The organism is Schaalia sp. (assembly GCF_050312375.1).
Classification (GTDB): domain Bacteria; phylum Actinomycetota; class Actinomycetes; order Actinomycetales; family Actinomycetaceae; genus Pauljensenia; species Pauljensenia hyovaginalis.
This window is the reverse complement of the sequence record NZ_JBNOYB010000088.1, coordinates 1-18,758: the sequence shown is the minus strand read 5'-3', so window position 1 is coordinate 18,758 and position 18,758 is coordinate 1. Positions and strand designations below refer to the sequence as shown.

Annotated in this window: 15 protein-coding genes and 1 riboswitch; of the genes, 13 read left to right on the top strand and 2 right to left on the bottom strand. The window is 66.2% G+C overall.

The window, feature by feature from the left end; all coding sequences use genetic code 11:
• Positions 1 to 92 precede the first annotated feature (92 nt).
• From sucC to ACQY7V_RS06930, 7 genes are all read left to right on the top strand, one after another.
• Positions 93 to 1,280, top strand: coding sequence for an ADP-forming succinate--CoA ligase subunit beta (gene sucC / locus ACQY7V_RS06960; RefSeq protein ID WP_320836283.1), 1,188 nt, complete (start codon positions 93 to 95; stop codon positions 1,278 to 1,280).
• Positions 1,281 to 1,298: 18 nt separating this feature from the next.
• On the top strand, positions 1,299 to 2,219 hold the full coding sequence (sucD, locus tag ACQY7V_RS06955) for a succinate--CoA ligase subunit alpha (protein WP_320836284.1): 921 nt from the start codon (positions 1,299 to 1,301) through the stop codon (positions 2,217 to 2,219).
• A 437-nt stretch (positions 2,220 to 2,656) separates the two neighbouring features.
• The gene (locus ACQY7V_RS06950) at positions 2,657 to 4,240 is read left to right on the top strand and encodes a cell division protein PerM (protein WP_428639506.1); all 1,584 of its coding nucleotides are present in this window, start codon (positions 2,657 to 2,659) and stop codon (positions 4,238 to 4,240) included.
• Complete coding sequence (purN, locus tag ACQY7V_RS06945) at positions 4,227 to 4,874, top strand: phosphoribosylglycinamide formyltransferase (protein WP_235361939.1); 648 nt, start codon at positions 4,227 to 4,229, stop codon at positions 4,872 to 4,874. The genes ACQY7V_RS06950 and purN overlap by 14 nt, the downstream gene beginning before the upstream one ends.
• Before the next feature lie 53 nt (positions 4,875 to 4,927).
• Positions 4,928 to 5,013, top strand: a riboswitch (ZMP/ZTP riboswitch).
• Between the two features lie 28 nt (positions 5,014 to 5,041).
• A complete protein-coding gene (gene purH, locus ACQY7V_RS06940; protein ID WP_428639504.1) occupies positions 5,042 to 6,922 on the top strand; it encodes a bifunctional phosphoribosylaminoimidazolecarboxamide formyltransferase/IMP cyclohydrolase in 1,881 nt (626 codons plus the stop codon).
• A gap of 84 nt (positions 6,923 to 7,006) precedes the next feature.
• A complete protein-coding gene (locus ACQY7V_RS06935; protein WP_428639502.1) occupies positions 7,007 to 8,983 on the top strand; it encodes an ABC transporter transmembrane domain-containing protein in 1,977 nt (658 codons plus the stop codon).
• Positions 8,980 to 10,713 carry an ABC transporter ATP-binding protein gene (locus ACQY7V_RS06930; protein WP_428639500.1) on the top strand — a complete coding sequence of 578 codons (1,734 nt, stop codon included), beginning with the start codon at positions 8,980 to 8,982 and terminating at the stop codon, positions 10,711 to 10,713. Before ACQY7V_RS06935 ends, ACQY7V_RS06930 begins: the two co-directional genes overlap by 4 nt.
• Positions 10,714 to 10,738: 25 nt before the next feature.
• Here the strand turns inward: ACQY7V_RS06930 and ACQY7V_RS06925 are convergent, their stop codons facing one another.
• Complete coding sequence (locus ACQY7V_RS06925) at positions 10,739 to 12,115, bottom strand: hypothetical protein (protein ID WP_428639498.1); 1,377 nt, start codon at positions 12,113 to 12,115, stop codon at positions 10,739 to 10,741.
• Positions 12,116 to 12,212: 97 nt separating this feature from the next.
• Here ACQY7V_RS06925 and guaA point away from each other — a divergent pair, with 97 nt between their 5' ends.
• Positions 12,213 to 13,784, top strand: a complete 1,572-nt coding sequence (gene guaA, locus ACQY7V_RS06920) for a glutamine-hydrolyzing GMP synthase (protein ID WP_428639497.1) — start codon at positions 12,213 to 12,215, stop codon at positions 13,782 to 13,784.
• 506 nt (positions 13,785 to 14,290) lie between these two features.
• Here guaA and ACQY7V_RS06915 read toward each other — a convergent pair.
• Positions 14,291 to 14,704: a helix-turn-helix domain-containing protein gene (locus ACQY7V_RS06915; RefSeq protein ID WP_428639495.1), complete on the bottom strand. Its 414-nt coding sequence runs from the start codon at positions 14,702 to 14,704 to the stop codon at positions 14,291 to 14,293.
• A 135-nt stretch (positions 14,705 to 14,839) separates the two neighbouring features.
• On the opposite strand from ACQY7V_RS06915, the gene ACQY7V_RS06910 reads away from it, so the two are divergent.
• The 5 genes from ACQY7V_RS06910 to ACQY7V_RS06890 all read left to right on the top strand — a co-directional run.
• The gene (locus ACQY7V_RS06910) at positions 14,840 to 15,046 is read left to right on the top strand and encodes a hypothetical protein (protein ID WP_024963414.1); all 207 of its coding nucleotides are present in this window, start codon (positions 14,840 to 14,842) and stop codon (positions 15,044 to 15,046) included.
• On the top strand, positions 15,027 to 16,109 hold the full coding sequence (locus tag ACQY7V_RS06905) for a site-specific integrase (protein WP_234409989.1): 1,083 nt from the start codon (positions 15,027 to 15,029) through the stop codon (positions 16,107 to 16,109). Before ACQY7V_RS06910 ends, ACQY7V_RS06905 begins: the two co-directional genes overlap by 20 nt.
• A 3-nt stretch (positions 16,110 to 16,112) precedes the next feature.
• Positions 16,113 to 16,433: a plasmid mobilization protein gene (locus tag ACQY7V_RS06900; RefSeq protein ID WP_024964702.1), complete on the top strand. Its 321-nt coding sequence runs from the start codon at positions 16,113 to 16,115 to the stop codon at positions 16,431 to 16,433.
• Positions 16,434 to 16,440: 7 nt separating this feature from the next.
• Positions 16,441 to 17,595: a helicase RepA family protein gene (locus ACQY7V_RS06895; protein ID WP_025296206.1), complete on the top strand. Its 1,155-nt coding sequence runs from the start codon at positions 16,441 to 16,443 to the stop codon at positions 17,593 to 17,595.
• A 510-nt stretch (positions 17,596 to 18,105) separates the two neighbouring features.
• Positions 18,106 to 18,758 (top strand): plasmid recombination protein (locus ACQY7V_RS06890; protein WP_428639493.1); only part of this gene is annotated, 653 nt, incomplete at its 3' end.

Below are 18,758 nucleotides of genomic sequence, written 5' to 3'. Positions count from 1 at the left end.
AAATGCCTAGGCGGATGTAGTCTTGCCGTGGATATCTCGACGTCGAGCAAGCCGATCGGCGTTCGTATGTCAATCCCTGGAAGGAACTCGAGGTGGATCTGTACGAATACCAGGCACGTGATGTGTTCCGCGCTCACGGCGTTCCCGTCCTCCCCGGCATCACCGCGGTGACGGTTGACGAAGCCCGCACCGCCGCGACGACGCTCCTCGGCGAGGGGGCCGAGCTGCTGGTCGTCAAAGCGCAGGTGAAGACGGGCGGGCGCGGCAAGGCGGGGGGCGTCAAACTCGCGCGCACCCCCGACGAGGCCGCTGAGAAGGCCGAGGCGATCCTCGGCCTCGACATCAAGGGCCATGTCGTCCGCACGCTTCTCATCGCCTCGGGCGCCGACATCGCCGAGGAGTACTACTTCTCGATCCTCCTCGACCGCTCACACCGCCGCTACCTCGCGATGTGCTCCAAAGAAGGCGGAATGGACATCGAGACGCTCGCGAAGGAACGCCCCGAGGCCCTCGCCCGCGTCCCCCTGGATCCGGTGCGCGGCATCGACGAGGAGACCGCCCGCGAGATCCTCGTCGCCGCAGGATTCGACTCGGAACGATTCGACGACCTCGCCCCCGTCCTCGTCGCCCTGTGGGAGACCTTCCGCGACGAGGATGCGACCCTCGTCGAGGTCAACCCCCTGGTCACCGCGACCGATGGGACCGTCTGGGCCGTCGATGGCAAGGTGAGCCTCGACGACAACGCCCGTTTCCGCCACCCGGAGCACGAGGCCCTCGTCGATCGCGTCACCCAGGATCCGCGCGAAGCGCTCGCCAAGGAGGCCGGCCTCAACTACGTCCGCCTTGAAGGCGAGGTCGGAATCATCGGCAACGGCGCCGGACTCGTCATGTCGACCCTCGACGTCGTCGCCATGGCCGGTGAGGACCTCGGAGTGAAACCCGCCAACTTCCTCGACATCGGCGGCGGCGCGAGCGCGGAGGTCATGGCGAAGGGACTCGACATCATCCTCGGCGACGAGCAGGTCCGATCCGTCTTCGTCAACGTCTTCGGCGGCATCACGGCCTGCGACGAGGTTGCCGAAGGCATCCTCGGGGCGCTCGAGGTGCTGGGCGAGACCGCGACGAAGCCGATCGTCGTGCGCCTCGACGGCAACAAGGTCGAAGAGGGCCGCGACATCCTCGTCAAGGCCTCGCACCCCCTCGTTCACATGGTGGAGACGATGGACGATGCGGCCCGCCGCGCCGCCGAACTCGCAGCCGCCCCCGCACAGGCGAAGTGACACGGAAGGACACAGGCAATGACGATTTTCCTCAACTCTGATTCCCGCGTCATCGTCCAGGGGATGACCGGCGCGGAGGGGCGCAAGCACACTCAAAGGATGCTCAACGCCGGCACCGTGATCGTCGGGGGAACGAACCCCCGCAAGGCCGGTACCACCGTCCCCTTCGACGTCGTCGGTTACGGGCCCGCATCCGATCGGGTCGAGAACGGCCGTGTTGAAATCCCCGTGTTCGGGACGGTCGCGCAGGCCCGCGAAGCGACGGGCGCCAACACTTCGGTGCTCTTCGTCCCCCCGGCCTTCGCGAAGGGCGCCGCCCTCGAGGCCATCGAAGCGGGGATCGAAACGGTCGTCGTCATCACCGAGGGCATCCCGGTCGCCGATTCAACGGTCATCGTGGACCGGGCGCTCGCGGCGGGGACGCGCCTGATCGGCCCGAACTGCCCCGGCATCATCAGCCCCGGGCAATCGAATGCGGGCATCACCCCGGCGGACATCACCGGGCCCGGCAGGATCGGCCTCGTGTCGAAGTCCGGGACTCTGACGTATCAGCTCATGTACGAGCTCCGCGACATCGGTTTCACGACCTGCCTCGGCATCGGCGGCGACCCGGTGGTGGGGACCACCCATATCGATGCCCTGGCCGCCTTCGAGGCCGATCCCGACACCGAGCTCGTCGTCATGATCGGCGAGATCGGCGGGGACGCCGAAGAGCGCGCGGCCGAATGGATCTCGCAGAACATGACGAAACCGGTCGTCGCCTACGTCGCGGGCTTCACCGCGCCCGAGGGCAAGACCATGGGGCACGCCGGGGCGATCGTGTCGGGCTCGTCGGGCACTGCTGCTGCGAAAGCGGAGGCGCTTGAGGCCGTCGGCGTCAAGGTCGGGCGCACGCCTTCGCAGACGGCGCAGCTCGCCCGGGCGGCGCTCCAGGGCTGAGGAGGGCTCGGCGACAAGTCGGACGCTCAGAAGTGGGGCTCCGGCGACAAGTCGGACATCAAAGCCTGGAAACGGGTGAGATTCGACGAAACAGTCTTTCAATGTCCGACTTGTCACCGGGCAGGTCCGGGTGAGTGTGAGGCGGTGTCCGACTTGTTGCCGGGCATGCCCGGGTGAGTGTGAGGTGGTGTCCGACTTGTTGCCGGGCAGAGCCGGGGCGCGGTGAGACCTGCTGCCGGGCAGGCCCAAGGCCGACTCGTCACCGAGCGTCTCGGCGAATCCGCGGGCGGTCGGCGCTGCGAGAGCGGCGCCGACCCTTCGTGCGTGAGGATGGGACCGACATGAATGAGAGCCCTGCACCCAGTCCCCGGCCCGGCCCGGCCGCTTCTGCGAGGACGACCACATACGTCGCTCCGCGTCGAACGATCCGCCTCACCATGCCCGACGGATGGGCCCGTGCGGTCCTCGCGGGCGTGGAAGCGGTGTTCATCGCCTGGGCGTTGCTCGCCTGCGCCTCGGTCGGCGCCTACGCGACCGTCGCCTCGAACCCCTGGATGGGGAAAGCGAGTTGGGAGTCGGCGTTCCGCCTGGGCTCCGATCTCCTCGGCTTCTCCCTCGGCGCACCGCTCAACGCCGGCGGGGTCGCTTACCGCGCCGTGCCGACCCTGTTCCTCATCATCATCATCGTCATCCTCCGCCTCCTCCTGCGCTCCGGACGCGGTTTCCCGGCATCGGCGCTGTGGTTCGCGGTGCCCGCTTTTTCGATCGTCGCCTTCCTCATCGTTGGAGGAGGCTCGTACACGCACTGGTGGCAGGCGTATCCGGGTGCCCTCGGCGTACCCCTCATCGCCTCGGCCTGGGCGTACGCGGATGCGAAGGGCGGATGGAAGGCCCTTTCCGGGGGACGGGACTGGCTGCACGAGGGGCTTCGCCAAGGATTCATCCTCATCCTCGTCACCGTCCTGCTCTCCGGCGCGGCCCTCACCTGGACGCTGACGGCGCACGCCGAGGAGATGAAGGCGATCCACGCTCTTCTCCTCACGGGATCTCGCTCGGCTGACGCCCTGATCGTCGCCGTTCAAGCGCTGTACGCGCCGACGTGGATCGCCTGGGCACTGGCCTGGCTCTCCGGCCCGGGAATCTGGATCGGAGCCGATGCGCTCCATTCGCCGACGGTGACGTCCTCGGAGCCGATTCCGGGGATCCCGATCCTCGGCGCCGCGCCGGCTGCGACTCCCGGGATGATCGTCGTCCTCGTCCCGATCCTGGTCGCCGCGCTGCTCGGCGCGGTCCTCGGCCGGGTTCGCAAGCGCCGCGGATTCGCGGACCAGGCGCGCACCGGGGGAGTGGCCGTCTCCCTGTTCGCCCTGGTCCTCGTCGTGTGGCTCCCGAGCTCGGTCCTGCGTCTGGGCATCGAGCGCATGAGCAGACTCGGACCGGACCTCCTTCCGGTCTTCTTCGCCCTCCTCTTCGAGATCGGCGCGGTGTTCCTCCTCGCCGAGGTGTGCGTGCATCCGCGCTTCATCGAGTTCCTGCGCCTCCAATGGCGGATCTCCCGGCTCGGACCCGGGCAGACGGCCCGCGATCTCGCTCCCGTCACGGAGCGCTCCTTAGCCCTCGACGATGGCGCGCACGGCGACGATGGCGCGCGCGGCGACGAGGGCGGTCGCGCCGATGCCGACGAGGACGCGAAGCAGAACGATCCCGCTGAAGAAGCGCGTTCCTCACGTGCCCCCGACCCCCTTCCCCCAGTCGAGGACGATCATGAGGAAGGCGAAGAGACCCGTACCGGCGAAGCTCCTGCCGACAAGACCCGCGCTGAAGCGCAGGCCCCTCGGGCGAAGGCCCCGTCACCGCCGATCCCCGTGCCCCTCGAGGAGTCCCGCGCAGAGGCGACGAGACGGATCCCGGCCGTGAAGTCACCCGCGCTTCAAGCCGCAGAAGGACAGGGCGCTTCAACTGCGGGCGCGCCCGAGGAGAACGACGAGACGGCGACGAGGACGCGACATGACGTTGAATGAATCCGAGAGCGCCCACGGGCCGATCCCCGATGCCCGCATCGCGGTCCTGGTCTCCGGCGAGGGCTCGAACATGCGCGCCCTGGTCTGCGCAGCCGCTGAGACGAGCTGGGGAGGCCGGATCGCATCGGTGATCGCGGACCGGGAATGCGCGGCGATCGATTGGGCCGACGCCCGCCGAATCCCGACGCGCATACTCAAGCTCAAGGACCACCCGGATCGGCGGGCCTGGGACCTGGCGCTCGCCGGGGCCTTGGACGAATTCGAGCCGGACCTCGTGGTGAGCGCGGGCTTCCTCAAACTCCTCGGCCCCGCCGTGCTCACCCGCTACGAGGGGCGGATCCTCAACACTCACAACTCGCTCCTGCCCGCATTCCCGGGAGTCCGCGGCCCCGCCGACGCCCTCGAAGCCGGGGTCAAGATCGCGGGCGCCACCCTGTTCTTCGTCGATGCGGGGACCGATACCGGTGCGATCATCGCCCAGACCGCCGTCCCGGTGGAGGATGACGACACCCCGGAGAGCCTCCTCGAACGCATCAAGAGCGCCGAACGCCTCCAGCTCGTCGAATCCATCGGGCGCCTCATCCGTGAAGGCTGGACGATCCGGGGGCGCCGCGTCCGATTCGGCCAGCGGTGACCGAGCTCGCTTCGCGGAGCACCTACCGGCCTGGGCGCAAAGAGCGCTACGATCAAGGCGGCCGCGACTGGCGAGGGTGGGACACCACCGGGGAGCGGCCGCACGATCCCATGAGGCGTCGCCCGCCTGGGCGCCGGGACATGAAGACACCGACACCGGAGGAAAACATGTCCGTACGCCTGGACAATCTCGAATCCATCGATCGGCGCCCCCTCAAGCGCGCCCTGATCTCCGTCTACGACAAGACCGGCCTGATCCCCCTCGCCGAAGCCCTCGCGGCCGCGGGCATCGAGATCGTCTCGACCGGCTCGACCGCTTCGCGCATCGCCGAGGCCGGGATCCCGGTCACCCCCGTTGAAGCCGTCACCGACTTCCCCGAGTGCCTCGAAGGGCGGGTGAAGACCCTCCACCCGCGCATCCACGCGGGCATCCTCGCCGACCAGCGCAAGGCCGATCATCGCGAGCAGCTCGCCGAGCTCGGCGTCGCCGCATTCGACCTCGTCATCTGCAACCTCTACCCCTTCACTGAGACCGTCGCCTCTGGCGCCTCCTTCGATGAATGCGTCGAGCAGATCGACATCGGCGGCCCCTCGATGGTCCGCGCCGCCGCGAAGAACCACCCCTCGGTCGCAGTCGTCACCTCGCCGGACCACTACGCCGATGTCATCGCCGCAGCCGAGTCCGGGCGGGGCTTCACCCTCGAGGAGCGCCGAGGACTCGCCGCTGAGGCCTTCGTCCACACGGCCCTCTACGATCTCGCGATCTCGGGCTGGTTCGCCGGGGAACTCGAGCGCGAGGACCTCTCCGATGCACTCGACCTCGCCTGCGAAGAGCGCCTCGAGGCGGCCGATGCCGCATTCCTCGCGGCCTTCGGCGCCGACGAGGACGCAACCGGGGCCGAGGGCGCGACCGGGGTTGAGGACACGGTCGAAGAGACGAGCGACGAGACCTTCCCGGTCGTTGTCGCCGAGTCCTTCGAGCGCGTCGAAGCCCTTCGCTACGGTGAGAACCCGCACCAGAACGCGGCCGTCTACCGCCTCCTCGACCCCGAGCTCCTTTTCTCCGAAGAGGGGGACGGGGCTGACGGGGATGGGCTCCTGCCCGGTATCGCGAACGCCCGCCAACTCCACGGCAAGGCGATGAGCTACAACAACTACACCGACGGGGACGCGGCGATCCGCGCCGCCTACGACCACGAGCGCCCCTGCGTCGCGATCATCAAGCACGCGAACCCCTGCGGCATCGCCGTCGCAGACGACATCGCCGAGGCCCACCGCAAGGCGCACGCCTGCGATCCGGTCTCCGCATTCGGCGGCGTCATCGCGACGAACCGGCCCGTCACGGTCGAGCTCGCCGAGCAGATCGTCCCGATCTTCACCGAGGTCGTCCTCGCCCCCGCCTACGAGGACGGGGCCCTCGAGGTCCTCGCGGCGAAGAAGAACCTCAGGGTCCTCGAAGTGCTCCCGCCCGAGCGCGGCCGGGCCGAGTTCAAGCAGATCTCGGGCGGCCTGCTCGTTCAGGAGCGCGACGACGTCGACGCCCCCGGCGACGACCCGGCCAATTGGGCCCTCGTGGCCGGCGAGCCCGCCGATGCGAAGACCCTCGCCGACCTCGAGTTCGCATGGAGGACGGTCCGAGCGGTCCGCTCGAACGCGATCCTCCTCGTCAAGGACGAAGCCTCGGTCGGCGTCGGCATGGGGCAGGTCAACCGCGTCGATTCGTGCAGGCTCGCCGTGGAGAGGGCGAACACCCTCGGCGGCCGTGCCACCGGCGACGCCGCGAAGGACGCGGGAGCCGACATCCAGTCGGCCGGTGGCGCCCGCGCAGACGACATCATCGCCGACGCCCCGGAGCAGCGCTCGATCGGCGCAGTCGCCGCATCCGACGCCTTCTTCCCCTTCGCCGACGGCCTCCAGGTCCTCATCGACGCGGGCGTCACGGCCGTCGTCCAGCCCGGCGGCTCGATCCGCGACGAGGAATCGATCGAGGCGGCCAAGGCCGCGGGCATCACGATGTACCTCACGGGCACCCGCCACTTCGCGCATTGATCCGCCCTCGCGGCCGGCGCGCGAATGAACGATCATGGGTCTTCGTGAAGGCGCCCCCCTTCGCGAAGAAAGGACAGTTCCCACATGCGAGACCCCCTCGCGCGCGCGGCCGCGGACGCGGGCATCGCGCTGCCCCCGCTCGGTCCCACCCCGCGACATTGGATCGCCCCGTGGAAGACCCTGCGGGGGCCCGCCTGGCCGCTGCCCAGCGTCGCTCCCCGATTCGCCCGCGAACTCCTGCGCAGGCGCGTACCCGCCCTCCTGCTGGGGGTCGCGGCGACCACCCTGGGCACAGTCGCCTCCGCCCTCGTCCCCTGGGCGATGGGCCGCGCCCTCGACACCGCCCTGACGACGGGGGCGTCCGCCGAACTCGCGATCGCCGGGGGAGTGTTCCTGCTCGTCGTCGTCCTCGTCGCAGCGGGGGACGCCCTCACGCAGATGACGGAGATCACCACCTGGATGGGGTCCTCCGTCGGCTCGGCCAGGACGATCGTCTCCCACGCATCCAGGCATCCGCGAGCCGTCAAGCGCGACTCGACGGCGGGCGACGTCGTCACCGCGACGAACTCCGACGCCTCCGCATTGGGCAGGGCGACCTCCCTCATCCCCGAATTCGCGGCCTCGGCTGCGGCGACCCTCCTCGTCGCGGTCCTCATGCTGAGAACATCTCTCTCGCTCGGGCTCATCGTCCTCATCGGGATGCCGATCCTCGTCATCGGGCTCATGGCGCTCGGAGGACCCCTCGAAGCCCGGCAGTCAGCGATGCGCGACGAGCAGGGGGAACTGACGACGATCTCCACCGACGCCGTGCAGGGGCTGCGGATCCTGCGCGGGATCGGAGGGGAGGACTCGTATACGCGTGCCTACCGAGTCCAATCGCAACGGGCGCGGGCCGCCGCGGTCAAGGTCGCCCCGACTGCCGCCCTTTTGGCGGCGACCCGCTCCGCCGTTCCCATGCTGTTCTCCGTCCTCGTCGTCGCCCAGGGGGCGATGCTCGTTTTCGACGGAGCGATGAGCGTCGGCCAGCTCCTCGCCTTCTACGGGTACATGACCTTCCTGCGCCATCCCCTGTGGATCCTCTCCGACTCGGTCGAACACCTGACGCGCGCCTGGGTCGCGGTGAAGCGCGCTTCACGGATCCTCGCGATCCGCCCGATGACCCGCGACGAGGCCGACGCCTCCTCCTCGCCGCAGCATGAAGACCGTCCCCCGCTCGACTCCGATCCGATCGACTGGGCGAACGCGGCGCTGGAGGACCCCCGCAGCGGGGTCGTCCTGCGCCCGGGGCTCACGACGGCGCTGCTCGCCCCCAGCGTGCAGATCGCCCGCGATGTCGCGCGCCGTCTCGCCCGCGTCAGCGATGACGAATCCTCCGCGATCCTGTCCGGCCCCGGGTTCCGCCTCCCTCTTACGAGCCTGCCCGTGGACGAGGTGCGCAGACGCATCCTGCTCAGCGAGGAGACCCCGCAACTGTTCGCGGGCTCATTGCGCGAGAACCTCCTCGGAGCCGACGCGCCTCCGCCCGCCCGCCGTCCGCTGTCGGACACCATCTACCGGGAGGTCATCGCATCCGCTCCCACGGGCGAGGAGGTCCTCCTGTCCGTGAGCCACGACCCCTCAGGCGACGACCCCGCCCTTCTGGATGCGCTCACGGTCGCGGCGGCGTCCGATGTCCTCGCCTCCCTGCCCGGCGGAATGGACGGGCTGCTCGCGGAATCGGGGCGCAATGTGTCGGGCGGACAGCGCCAGCGCATCGCCCTCGCACGAGTGCTCGTGCACGATCCCGAGATCGCCCTCCTCATCGAACCCACCTCGGCGCTCGATTCCCACACCGAGGCCATCATCGGGCAGCGGCTGGCGGAGGCGCGCGACAAGCGCACGACCCTCCTCATCACGGAATCGCCCTTGCTCCTCGAGCATGCGGACCGCATCATCATCCTCGACTCCGACGGCTGCGCCGTCGCCTCGGGGAGCCCCGACGACCTCAGAGTCCTAGCGGAGGACGGCGCTCCCGGCACGGCCCATGCGCTGGCGCTGCTGCGCAAAGGGGAGGGTCGATGAGACTCCCCCTCGCCTCGCCCGCCCTCACCGGGAAGAGCCTCCTCGCCCTCGTCCGCTCCTACACCGCACCGATGACGGCGATCGTCGGGCTGCAGCTGCTCGCCGCGCTCAGCGCCGTCTGCCTGCCGTGGATCGTCGGGGACATCGTCGACGCCATCGGCGCGGGGACGACGCGCCAATGGGTGCTCGGGCGCATCAGCATCGCCCTCGTCCTCGTCGTGCTCAACTTCATCCTCGTGTGGCTCTCCGACTACAAGTCGCGCACTCTGGGGGAACGGATCTTCGCGATCCTGCGCGAGGACCTCGTCGACGCAGTCGTCCACCTGCCCCTGTCGACGGTCGAGTCCGCGGGCAGCGGCGACCTCATCGGGAGGACGACTCACGACATCGACCGAGTCCAGATGATGATCCGCAGGGGGCTGTCCGCGATCCTCGTCCTCGTGACGACGGTACTCGTCACACTCGTCGCAGCCGCCATCGTCTCGCCGCGCCTGGTGTGGGTGCTCATCGCGGAGATCCCCCTCGTCGTGCTCATCGCGAAGTGGTACATGCCGCGCACCATCCCCTCCTATCAGGCGTCCTCCGCCGTCGTCGCCGAGTTCTCCGGCGTCGCCTCGGAGACGGTCAGCCAGGCGGAAACGGTGGACGCCCTGCGCCTGGGGCCGACGCGGTGGGCCAAGTACGACTCCCTCCTCGCCCAGATGTGGCGCCTGGAGCGCTACGGCGCGTGGATGCGGGTCTTCCTGTTCGTCGGGATGGTCATCGCGACCCTCAGCCCGATCGCCCTCCTCATCGCATTGGGCGCAGTGGGCGTCCCCGCGGGGTGGGTGAGCGCCGGCGCCGTCACCACGATGGTCATGTACTGCTACCAGTTGCGCGTGCCGTTGTGGGAGGCGACCTTCTGGATCGATGAACTCCAATTCGCCTACACCTCCCTGCAGCGCATCTTCGGCGTCGACCTCGTCGAGGCGGATCGCACGGCGAAGGAGGGGGCCACGGGCGGCGGAGCCATCGTCGTCGACTCGGTGGGCTACGCCTACCGGGAGGGCGCACCCGTCCTCCACGACGTGTCACTGACTCTGCGCGAGGGCGAGACCCTCGCGATCGTGGGGCCGTCGGGTGCGGGCAAGTCGACTCTCGGACGCATGATCGCGGGCATCCACCCGCCCTCGTCGGGAACGGTGCGGGCGGGCGGCGTCGACCTCGTCGATCTTCCCGAGGAGGAGCTGCGGCGCACGGTCGTCCTCGTCACCCAGGAGCATCACGTCTTCGTCGGATCGATCGCGCAGAACCTGCGCCTGGCGGCGGCCGACGCGGATGACGCGGCCCTGTGGGAGGCCCTGCGCGCGGTCGGCGCCGCCGACTGGGTGGCGAACGAGGGCGGCCTCGAGATGCGCGTCGGAGCCGGGGGCGCCCAATTGCCGCCCGCCCGCGCCCAGCAGATCGCGCTGGCGCGAATCATCCTCATGAACCCCTCGACTCTGGTCCTCGACGAGGCGACATCCCTGCTGGATTCCTCATCGGCGCGCAGCGTCGAACAGTCCCTGGCGCGGGCCCTGCAGGGGAGGACCGTCGTCGCCATCGCCCACAGGCTTCACACGGCGCACGATGCGGATCGGGTGGCCGTCATGGTCGATGGGCGGATCGCAGAACTGGGGAGCCACGACGAGCTGCTCGCCCTCGGGGGCGAGTACGCGCGCCTGTGGAAGGCGTGGCGCGGCGGGGACTGAGGGCGTCCAGGGGCTCCGGCGGGGGTCACAGTCCCGCGTCGGGGTGTTCGGGGAAGACCGGGAGCACGCCCGGGATGTGACTGTGCGCCGTGAGGGGATTCGTGGGGATCTCGTAGGCCCGATCGAGGAAGGGGCGGATCCGTTCGGCGAGGTCGTCGGGCCGCCCGTCGGAGACGAAGACGACGCGCGGGTGGAGTTTCGCGGACTCGACGAGGTCGAGGATCGGCCGCGAATCCTCCCACTCCGACTCGACCCAGTACACCGTCCAATCCGGGCCGAGCGCCCCGGTCGCCGAGACGACGAGGCGGCGAACGCGGCAGCCGGGGGGCAGGGCGGTCACCACGTCCTCATCGAGGTCGATCATGAGATCGGGCCCCGATACGGCGGTGAGGCTCCCCTCGGGGATCTCGCGCGGATCTTCGGCCTTCGCGAGGCGTTTGGACGCGGAGATGTCCGGGCGTTCGGGCGGGTCGGCGAGCCGGAGCATCCAGTCCACGAACCTCCAGGTCATGAGCTCGGGGCGCACGTCGAGCACCTCGGGCGCCACGGCGCGGAAACGGCAGACCGCGAGGAGCCATTCGAGGGGATCGACCGGCCCGAGGAGGAGGCCCTCGCGCAGGTAGAGGGCCCGCTGCATGATCGCATCGCGCACGGGATCCTTCGCGACCTTGCGGGCCTTGTGCAGGCGGCGGTGGAAGCGCTTCTGCGCCGAGGCGTAGTCGTCGCCGTTCGTCCACTGGTCGCCCGGCCAGTTGTGCAGGCGCACGACTTCCTCCCTCAGGGAGAAGCGCTCGCCCGTGTGCCCCCGGTGGTCGAGGATCCCGTCCCACTGCTCGACCAGTGAGAGCGCGCGGGCGAACTCCTCGGGGATCGGCAGTTCGAGGATGATCCCGGGGGCGAGGGCGGCGACCTCGGCCATCCAGTCGCGCAGCTGGACGCGGGTCACCGGGCGGCCCTCGACGCTCTTCCACCTCGGGTCGCCCGCCCGTGCCGCGAAGGCCCGTTCCCATTTGTCGAGGGCGGCGGCGAGATCCCCGAGGGGGCGATCGGGGGTGCGCGACTGGGGGATGGTCGGGTCCCCGGCGTCGTAAAGCGCTTCGAGATGGGCGATCGCCTTCAACATGAGGGAGCGCTCGGGCAGGACGAGGCGCTTCTTCGATGCGAGCTGCACCGGGTTGAGGAACTGCGTGAGCAACCAGGCCGCATCGGGTGAATGCGCCAGGTCGGCGGCCCTCTTCGTCGCCTCGCGCACGCCCTCGTTGATCGCGGCGATCGTCGGCAGGGACGCGAGCTCGGGCTTCGTGAGCTTACGGCCGTCGGGGAAGCGCTTCTTCGCGCCGTGCATCCCGAGTTCGAGCAGGAATGCGGGCGCGGAGCGTGAGGGGCGTTCCTTCGGGGCCATGCGCCCATTGTCCCTCATCGCGAGGGCGCGCACGCGGTCAGCAGGGTCCAGCGGGGTCCAGTAGGTTCGCACCCCCGCGCGCGGGTACGATTGACCTGTGAATACGACTGATCTCCGTCCCGTCCTCGTCGTCGACTTCGGCGCCCAGTACGCCCAGCTCATCGCGCGTCGCGTGCGCGAGGCGTCCGTCTATTCCGAGATCGTGCCCCACACGATGCCGGTCGCCGACATGCTTGCGAAGGATCCGGCGGCGATCATCCTGTCGGGCGGCCCCTCCTCGGTGTACGAGGACGGAGCGCCGTCCATCGATCCGGCGGTCTTCGACGCGGGGGTCCCGGTCCTCGGCATTTGCTACGGCTTCCAGACGATGGCCCAGGCCCTCGGCGGCGCGGTGGGGCGCACCGGGACCCGGGAGTACGGGCACACCGATGCCGCTATCGGCGCCGGGTCCTGCCTCTTCGCGGGTACGCCCGTCGAGCAGGTCGTGTGGATGAGCCACGGCGATGCCGTTCAGACCGCGCCCGCAGGATTCGAGGTCACCGCCTCGACCTCTCAGACCCCGGTCGCCGCCTTCGAGCACAGGGAGCGCAAGCTCTTTGGCCTCCAGTGGCACCCCGAGGTCGCGCATTCGGCCTACGGGCAGGACGCCCTGAAGAACTTCCTCTACGAGGGCGCGGGGATCGCCCCGACCTGGAACGCCGGATCGATCGTCGACGAGCAGGTCGCGAAGATCCGCGCCCAGGTCGGCGACGCGCAGGTCATCTGCGCCCTGTCGGGCGGCGTCGACTCCTCAGTCGCGGCCGCCCTCGTCCACAAGGCCGTCGGCGACCAGCTCACCTGCTTCTTCATCGACCACGGCCTCCTGCGCGCGGGCGAACGCGAGCAGGTCGAGGGCGACTACGCGCGCGGCATGGGGATCCGCGTCATCACCTGCGATGAATCCGAGCGCTTCCTCAGCGCGCTCGCGGGTGTTAGCGATCCCGAGACGAAGCGAAAGATCATCGGCCGCGAGTTCATCCGCTCCTTCGAAGCCGCCCAGAAGCAGGTCATCGAGGAGGTCGGGGCGGCCGGCGGCGAGGTGAAGTTCCTCGTCCAGGGCACCTTGTACCCGGACGTCGTCGAGTCCGGCGGCGGCGAGGGCGCGGCGAACATCAAGAGCCACCACAACGTCGGCGGCCTGCCCGAGGACATGACCTTCGAGCTCGTCGAGCCGCTGCGCGCCCTCTTCAAGGACGAGGTCCGCGCGGTCGGCCGCGAGCTCGGGCTGCCCGACTACCTCGTCAACCGTCAGCCCTTCCCCGGCCCCGGCCTCGGCATTCGCATCATCGGCGAGGTGACGAAGGAGCGCCTCGACATCCTGCGCGCTGCGGACCTCATCGCCCGAGAAGAACTCACTGCCGCGGGATTGGACGCGCAGATCTGGCAGTGCCCGGTGGTGCTCCTCGCGGACGTGCGTTCCGTGGGCGTTCAGGGCGACGGCCGCACCTACGGGCATCCGGTCGTGCTGCGCCCGGTGTCCTCCGAGGACGCGATGACGGCCGATTGGACGCGCCTGCCCTACGACGTGCTCGCCCGCATCTCGACGCGGATCACGAACACCGTGCCCGAGGTGAACAGGGTCGTGCTCGACGTGACCTCGAAGCCGCCGGCCACGATCGAGTGGGAATAGACGAAAGGCTATTTCGAGGCGTAGATTTTCCGTCCGCTGAGTACCGCAGAGTGTCGCAGCGTACGGGAGAAGCGCAAAGCCCCCAGCAACTTGGGGGAATAAATTGAGCGAGATACCCCCGATTTCAAGTGAAAATCGGGGGTATTTTTTACCCATTTGACCTGCTGTTTTATGCAGATTTACTCCCAATTGCCGTACAGGACGGACATGGCGGCACCCCACGGACGGGGAGTAAAAGGTTTGTTGGGGGAGTAAATTGTCCCAGTTGCCTGTCCCAGCCGATCAAAATGCGCCCCAAAACTCAACTGAAACTCAACGGGGCGAAATATGGTGGCTTTTCAGCAAAACCGCAGGTCAACAATGGGGAGTAAAAATTTACTCCCCAAAGCGATTCCAACGGCTTCAGCACGCTTCGAAAGGTGGGTTTCAGGCATAAGAAAAGCAGGCGGTTCACTCCCAATTGAAGGGGTAAAGCCACCTGCTCGCGTTTCAGTAAATATTTACTCCTAGAACTTCGCCTTCCAGTCGGCGTATTCCTCCGGCGTGATCTCGCTGGATTCCAGCTCGTTTCGCTTTGAGGCCCAGGCCTTGAGCATCTGGGTCGTCTTGGGCGCCTTCTCGGCAGACACGTCGATAGAAAGACCAGAGCCATCCTCAGCGGGCACGATTCCGAACTCATCCTCCAGCTGCAGAAGGAGGCCCAGGAGGTCACGGGCGGTCTCCACGCCGAAGTCCTTCAGGGCAAGCGGGGAGATGTCGAGGGCTTCGGCGATGGCTTCCACCTGAGGCTGCTTGGGAGTCCTGAAATCCGTCTCGTAGTGACGGATCGCGCCCTCGGAGACGCCGATCTTCTCGCCCAGCTCCCCCTGGTAGAGCCCGCGCAGCTTGCGGTAGTGCCTGATCTTCTCGCCAGTCGTCATCTTCCCTCCTGAAAATCTAAACCTCGTAATTCTAGCACCGTACGCAAACGTACGCAATTTCTTGACAGTACGAAAGCGTACGATTATGATTCGCTCATATCAAACGTACGTAATCGTACGATATTAGGAGGACAAATGAACCAGGAAGAAAACAGGCCCACCATGCTCAACGCCGAGCAGGTCGCACAGAGGCTGAACATGTCGAAAGGGTTCGCCTACAAGATCATCCAGGAGATGAACGAGGAGCAGATCAAGAAGGGTCGCGCGGTGGTCAAGGGCCGCGTCCGCTCCGACCACTTCGAGGCAAGATTCTTTGCCGGTGATGAAGATGCCCGTATATAGAAGCGAGAACGGGACGTTCTACTCCCAGTGCTTCTACCGTGACGGCAGGGGCGCGAAGCGGCACAAGGTCAAGAGGGGCTTTGCCACCGAGCTCGAGGCGCTCATGTGGGAGAAGGACTTCCTAGCGGTTCACAACGGCACCATGGACATGCTCTTCGCGGACTTCGTCGACGTGTACGCCACCGAGATTAGGCCTCGAATCAGGGAGCACACCTGGCTGACCAAGGAGTACATGATCAAGGACAAGATCATCCCCTTCTTCGGGAAGATGAGGATGTCCGAGATCAAGCCCATCGACGTCGTCCGCTGGCAGAACCAGCTTATCGACCACAAGGACGCCAACGGGAAGCCGTACTCGGCCACCTACCTCAGAACCATCAACAACCAGCTGAACGCCATCTTCAACCATGCCGAGCGCTACTACGACCTGACGGGCAACCCGTGCAGGAAGGTAACGAAGATGGGCTCGAAGAAAGGCGGAGAGATGAACTTCTGGACGAAGCAGGAGTATCTGAGGTTCTCGGAGGCCATCATGGACAAACCTCTTTCCTTTTACGCTTTCGAGGTCCTCTACTGGACAGGTATCCGCTGTGGAGAGCTCCTCGCCCTCACCCCATCCGATTTCATCTTCGAGACCTCGGAGCTCAGCATCACGAAGTCGTATCAGCGTTTGAAGGGCATCGACACCATCACCGACCCGAAGACTCCGAACTCCGTGCGAAGGATCGCCATGCCCAAGTTCCTCGCCGAGGAGATGAAGGAGTACCTGGAAGACTTCAGAGACGACCTTGGTCCCCATGACCGCATCTTCGACGTGACGAAGTACTACCTGACGCACGAGATGGAGCGCGGATGCAAGGAGTCCGGAGTCAAGCGGATCAGGATTCACGACCTCCGACACAGCCACATTTCCCTGCTGATTGACATGGGCTTCACCGCCCTGGCAATCGCTGACCGGGTGGGACATGAAAGTATCGACATCACCTACCGCTACGCTCACCTGTTTCCCACCCGGCAGGCGGAGATGGCGAACAAACTGGACATGGAGCGAAAGGGGGCTTAAATCATGTCTGCAAAGAACCTTGACAACCACAACCGATGGAGAAGCAAAACCATAGCGTTCCGGGTGTCCCCGGAGGAAAACGAACAGATTGAGATTGCCGTCCGCCTCTCCGGGCTGACCAAGCAGGACTACATCACCCGGCGGCTCTTAGACCGGGCCGTGGTGGTGCAGGGCAATCCCAGGGTCTACAAGGCCCTGCGTGACCAACTCGCCGCCGTCCTGGGGGAACTGCGGCGCATTGAGGCCGGGGGCGGCGTGGGGGATGAACTTCTCGCCACCATTGACCTTATCTCGATGACGCTGGGCGGCATGAAGGAGGATTGATAGATTGATGGATTCCAGAGAAACGAAAAGGACTGTCCCGGTTCCGTCTGTTGGCGCAGACGGGGAACAGCCCATTTCACAAACAACTATCAAAAGTATAGCAGAGGAAACGGCTGAAAACAACCCCCAAGAGGAAAGTTTGGAAGAAATGCTCCGAGATATGCGGCGCATGAGCGACTCGGCTTACCTCCACACGGTTTCTATGAACGACCTTTACCAGAACATCTACCAGAGCAGACCGCCCGTCATTGACGGTCTGCTCTACCCTGGGACATACCTCTTTGCGGGAGCGCCCAAGGTGGGCAAGTCGTTCCTGATGGCCCAGCTTGCCTACCATGTCAGCACCGGCCTCCCGCTGTGGGACTATCCCGTTCACAAGGGGACTGTCCTCTATCTGGCGCTGGAGGACGATCACCGCCGCTTGCAGGGGCGGCTATACCGAATGTTCGGCACAGAGGGCACCAACGACCTGCTCTTTGCGGTCTACGCCAAGCAGCTCGGCGTTGGCCTGGAGGAACAGCTAAAGAAGTTCGTCCGGGAACACCCGGACACCAAGCTGATTATCATTGACACCCTCCAGAAAATCCGAGAGGCTGGCGGGGATAAGTACAGCTACGCCAACGATTACGAGGTGGTGGGGAAACTGAAACGATTTGCCGATGATTGCGGCGTCTGCCTCCTGCTGGTACATCACACCCGGAAACAACAGGCCGATGATAAGTTCGATATGATCTCCGGCACCAACGGACTGGCGGGAGCAGCGGACGGAGCCTTTCTTCTTCAAAAGGAGAAGCGGACGGACGGCAACGCCGTTCTGGACGTGGCCGGGCGTGACCAGCAAGACCAGCGATTCTATCTTACCAAGGACAAGGAACGGCTGATATGGACGCTGGAGCGTACGGAAACGGAGGCATGGACAGAGCCGCCCGACCCGGTGCTGGAGGCCGTAGCCGCCCTTGTAACAGCGGAAAGCCCCTCTTGGGCAGGGACGGCCACAGAACTGGCGGCGGCGCTCCAGACTGACATGAAGCCCAATGCCCTGGCAATGCGGCTGAATGTCCGGGCCGGGAAGCTGCTGACAGACTACCACATCCGCTATGAGAACAGCAGGAGCCACGCCGGGAGAAGTATCAGCCTGACGCTGGAACCGCCCCAGGCGTGACGACCGTGACGGCTTTTTTGAGGGCGGGGGCGGTGTCTGAAACATCGTCACAGTCGTCACGGCTGTCACAGGGAGCGGCCCCAGACGTTTCCCACCCCCACCGCAACCCAGCGAAGCGGTTGCGGTGGGGAGAGGAGGGGCAAGGGAGCGGAGTGAGGGATGGACACAAGGCCGTCCCGAATGGAGCGGACTTTGACCCGACGAGGTGCAGGGTGCCCTTTTCTGCGAAGTATACCCTGCGGGTAAAAGGGCGGCCCTGCTGGGGGAGGCAACCGCACACCGAGCCGCAGCGAGGCGTTTCGGAGGCCACCCGCCGCTTGCGGCGGCTCTTAGGCCGGAGATGTTGCCGGGGACAAAGCCCCCACACCCCCTCGGAGAGCCCACGACACTTTGCAGCCCGAAGGGATGAAAGTGTCATAGTGGGTTATTACACTTCCCGCAGGAAGTGCCTCCCCTGAACTTCCGTCCTCGATCAACAACCCAACATCTGAAACAGGAGGATTTTTGCCTATGGCGAGAGGCGACGGTATTGACCGTATCAACGCAAGAAATATGAGGCTGACCGAAACCAAGATCGGCAACACCCAGCAGCACAATGAGCGTGAGAAAGATTCCTATGTCAACCAAGACATTGTATTAGAGCGGACGCCGCTCAATGTCCATTTCAAAACCCCGTCCGCTGGGTATCGGGAGATATTTGCTCAAATGGAGGCTGATGGCGTGATTTCCACCCGTGGTATCAAGGAGGACGCCTTTCGATACAGTGAGCTGGTCTTTGACGTAAACTCCGCTTACTTCTACAATCACGGCGGGTATGACTTCGCAAAACAATTTTACACCGAAGCCTATAAAGCCGCAATCAAAATCGTGGGTGGAGAGCAGTATATTTTGTCGGCGGTCATGCACGCCGACGAGCGCAACCGGGCCATGTCCGAGGCGCTGGGGGAGGACGTGTACCACTACCACCTCCATGTGGTCTATATCCCGGTGGTGGAGAAGGAGATACGCTGGACAAAGCGGTGTAAGGACAAGTCCCTGGTGGGAAAGGTCAAGGAAACGATCATGCAGGTGAGCATGAGTAAGAAGTGGGCGTCCAAGTCCATTCTGGACGAAGCTACCGGAGAACCGCTATGCACAGCTAAGGGCAAGCCCGTCCTACGAAA

What these genes read in the sequence shown, in the direction of transcription:
- ACQY7V_RS06935 (WP_428639502.1), top strand. Translation starts at nt 7,007, where the DNA reads ATGCGAGACCCCCTCGCGCGCGCGGCCGCGGACGCGGGCATCGCGCTG.
- ACQY7V_RS06950 (WP_428639506.1), top strand. Translation starts at nt 2,657, where the DNA reads ATGCCCGACGGATGGGCCCGTGCGGTCCTCGCGGGCGTGGAAGCGGTG.
- ACQY7V_RS06900 (WP_024964702.1), top strand. Translation starts at nt 16,113, where the DNA reads ATGTCTGCAAAGAACCTTGACAACCACAACCGATGGAGAAGCAAAACC.
- ACQY7V_RS06930 (WP_428639500.1), top strand. Translation starts at nt 8,980, where the DNA reads ATGAGACTCCCCCTCGCCTCGCCCGCCCTCACCGGGAAGAGCCTCCTC.
- ACQY7V_RS06895 (WP_025296206.1), top strand. Translation starts at nt 16,441, where the DNA reads ATGGATTCCAGAGAAACGAAAAGGACTGTCCCGGTTCCGTCTGTTGGC.
- ACQY7V_RS06905 (WP_234409989.1), top strand. Translation starts at nt 15,027, where the DNA reads ATGAAGATGCCCGTATATAGAAGCGAGAACGGGACGTTCTACTCCCAG.
- ACQY7V_RS06925 (WP_428639498.1), bottom strand. Translation starts at nt 12,115, where the DNA reads ATGGCCCCGAAGGAACGCCCCTCACGCTCCGCGCCCGCATTCCTGCTC.
- purH (WP_428639504.1), top strand. Translation starts at nt 5,042, where the DNA reads ATGTCCGTACGCCTGGACAATCTCGAATCCATCGATCGGCGCCCCCTC.
- sucD (WP_320836284.1), top strand. Translation starts at nt 1,299, where the DNA reads ATGACGATTTTCCTCAACTCTGATTCCCGCGTCATCGTCCAGGGGATG.
- ACQY7V_RS06910 (WP_024963414.1), top strand. Translation starts at nt 14,840, where the DNA reads ATGAACCAGGAAGAAAACAGGCCCACCATGCTCAACGCCGAGCAGGTC.
- ACQY7V_RS06915 (WP_428639495.1), bottom strand. Translation starts at nt 14,704, where the DNA reads ATGACGACTGGCGAGAAGATCAGGCACTACCGCAAGCTGCGCGGGCTC.
- purN (WP_235361939.1), top strand. Translation starts at nt 4,227, where the DNA reads ATGACGTTGAATGAATCCGAGAGCGCCCACGGGCCGATCCCCGATGCC.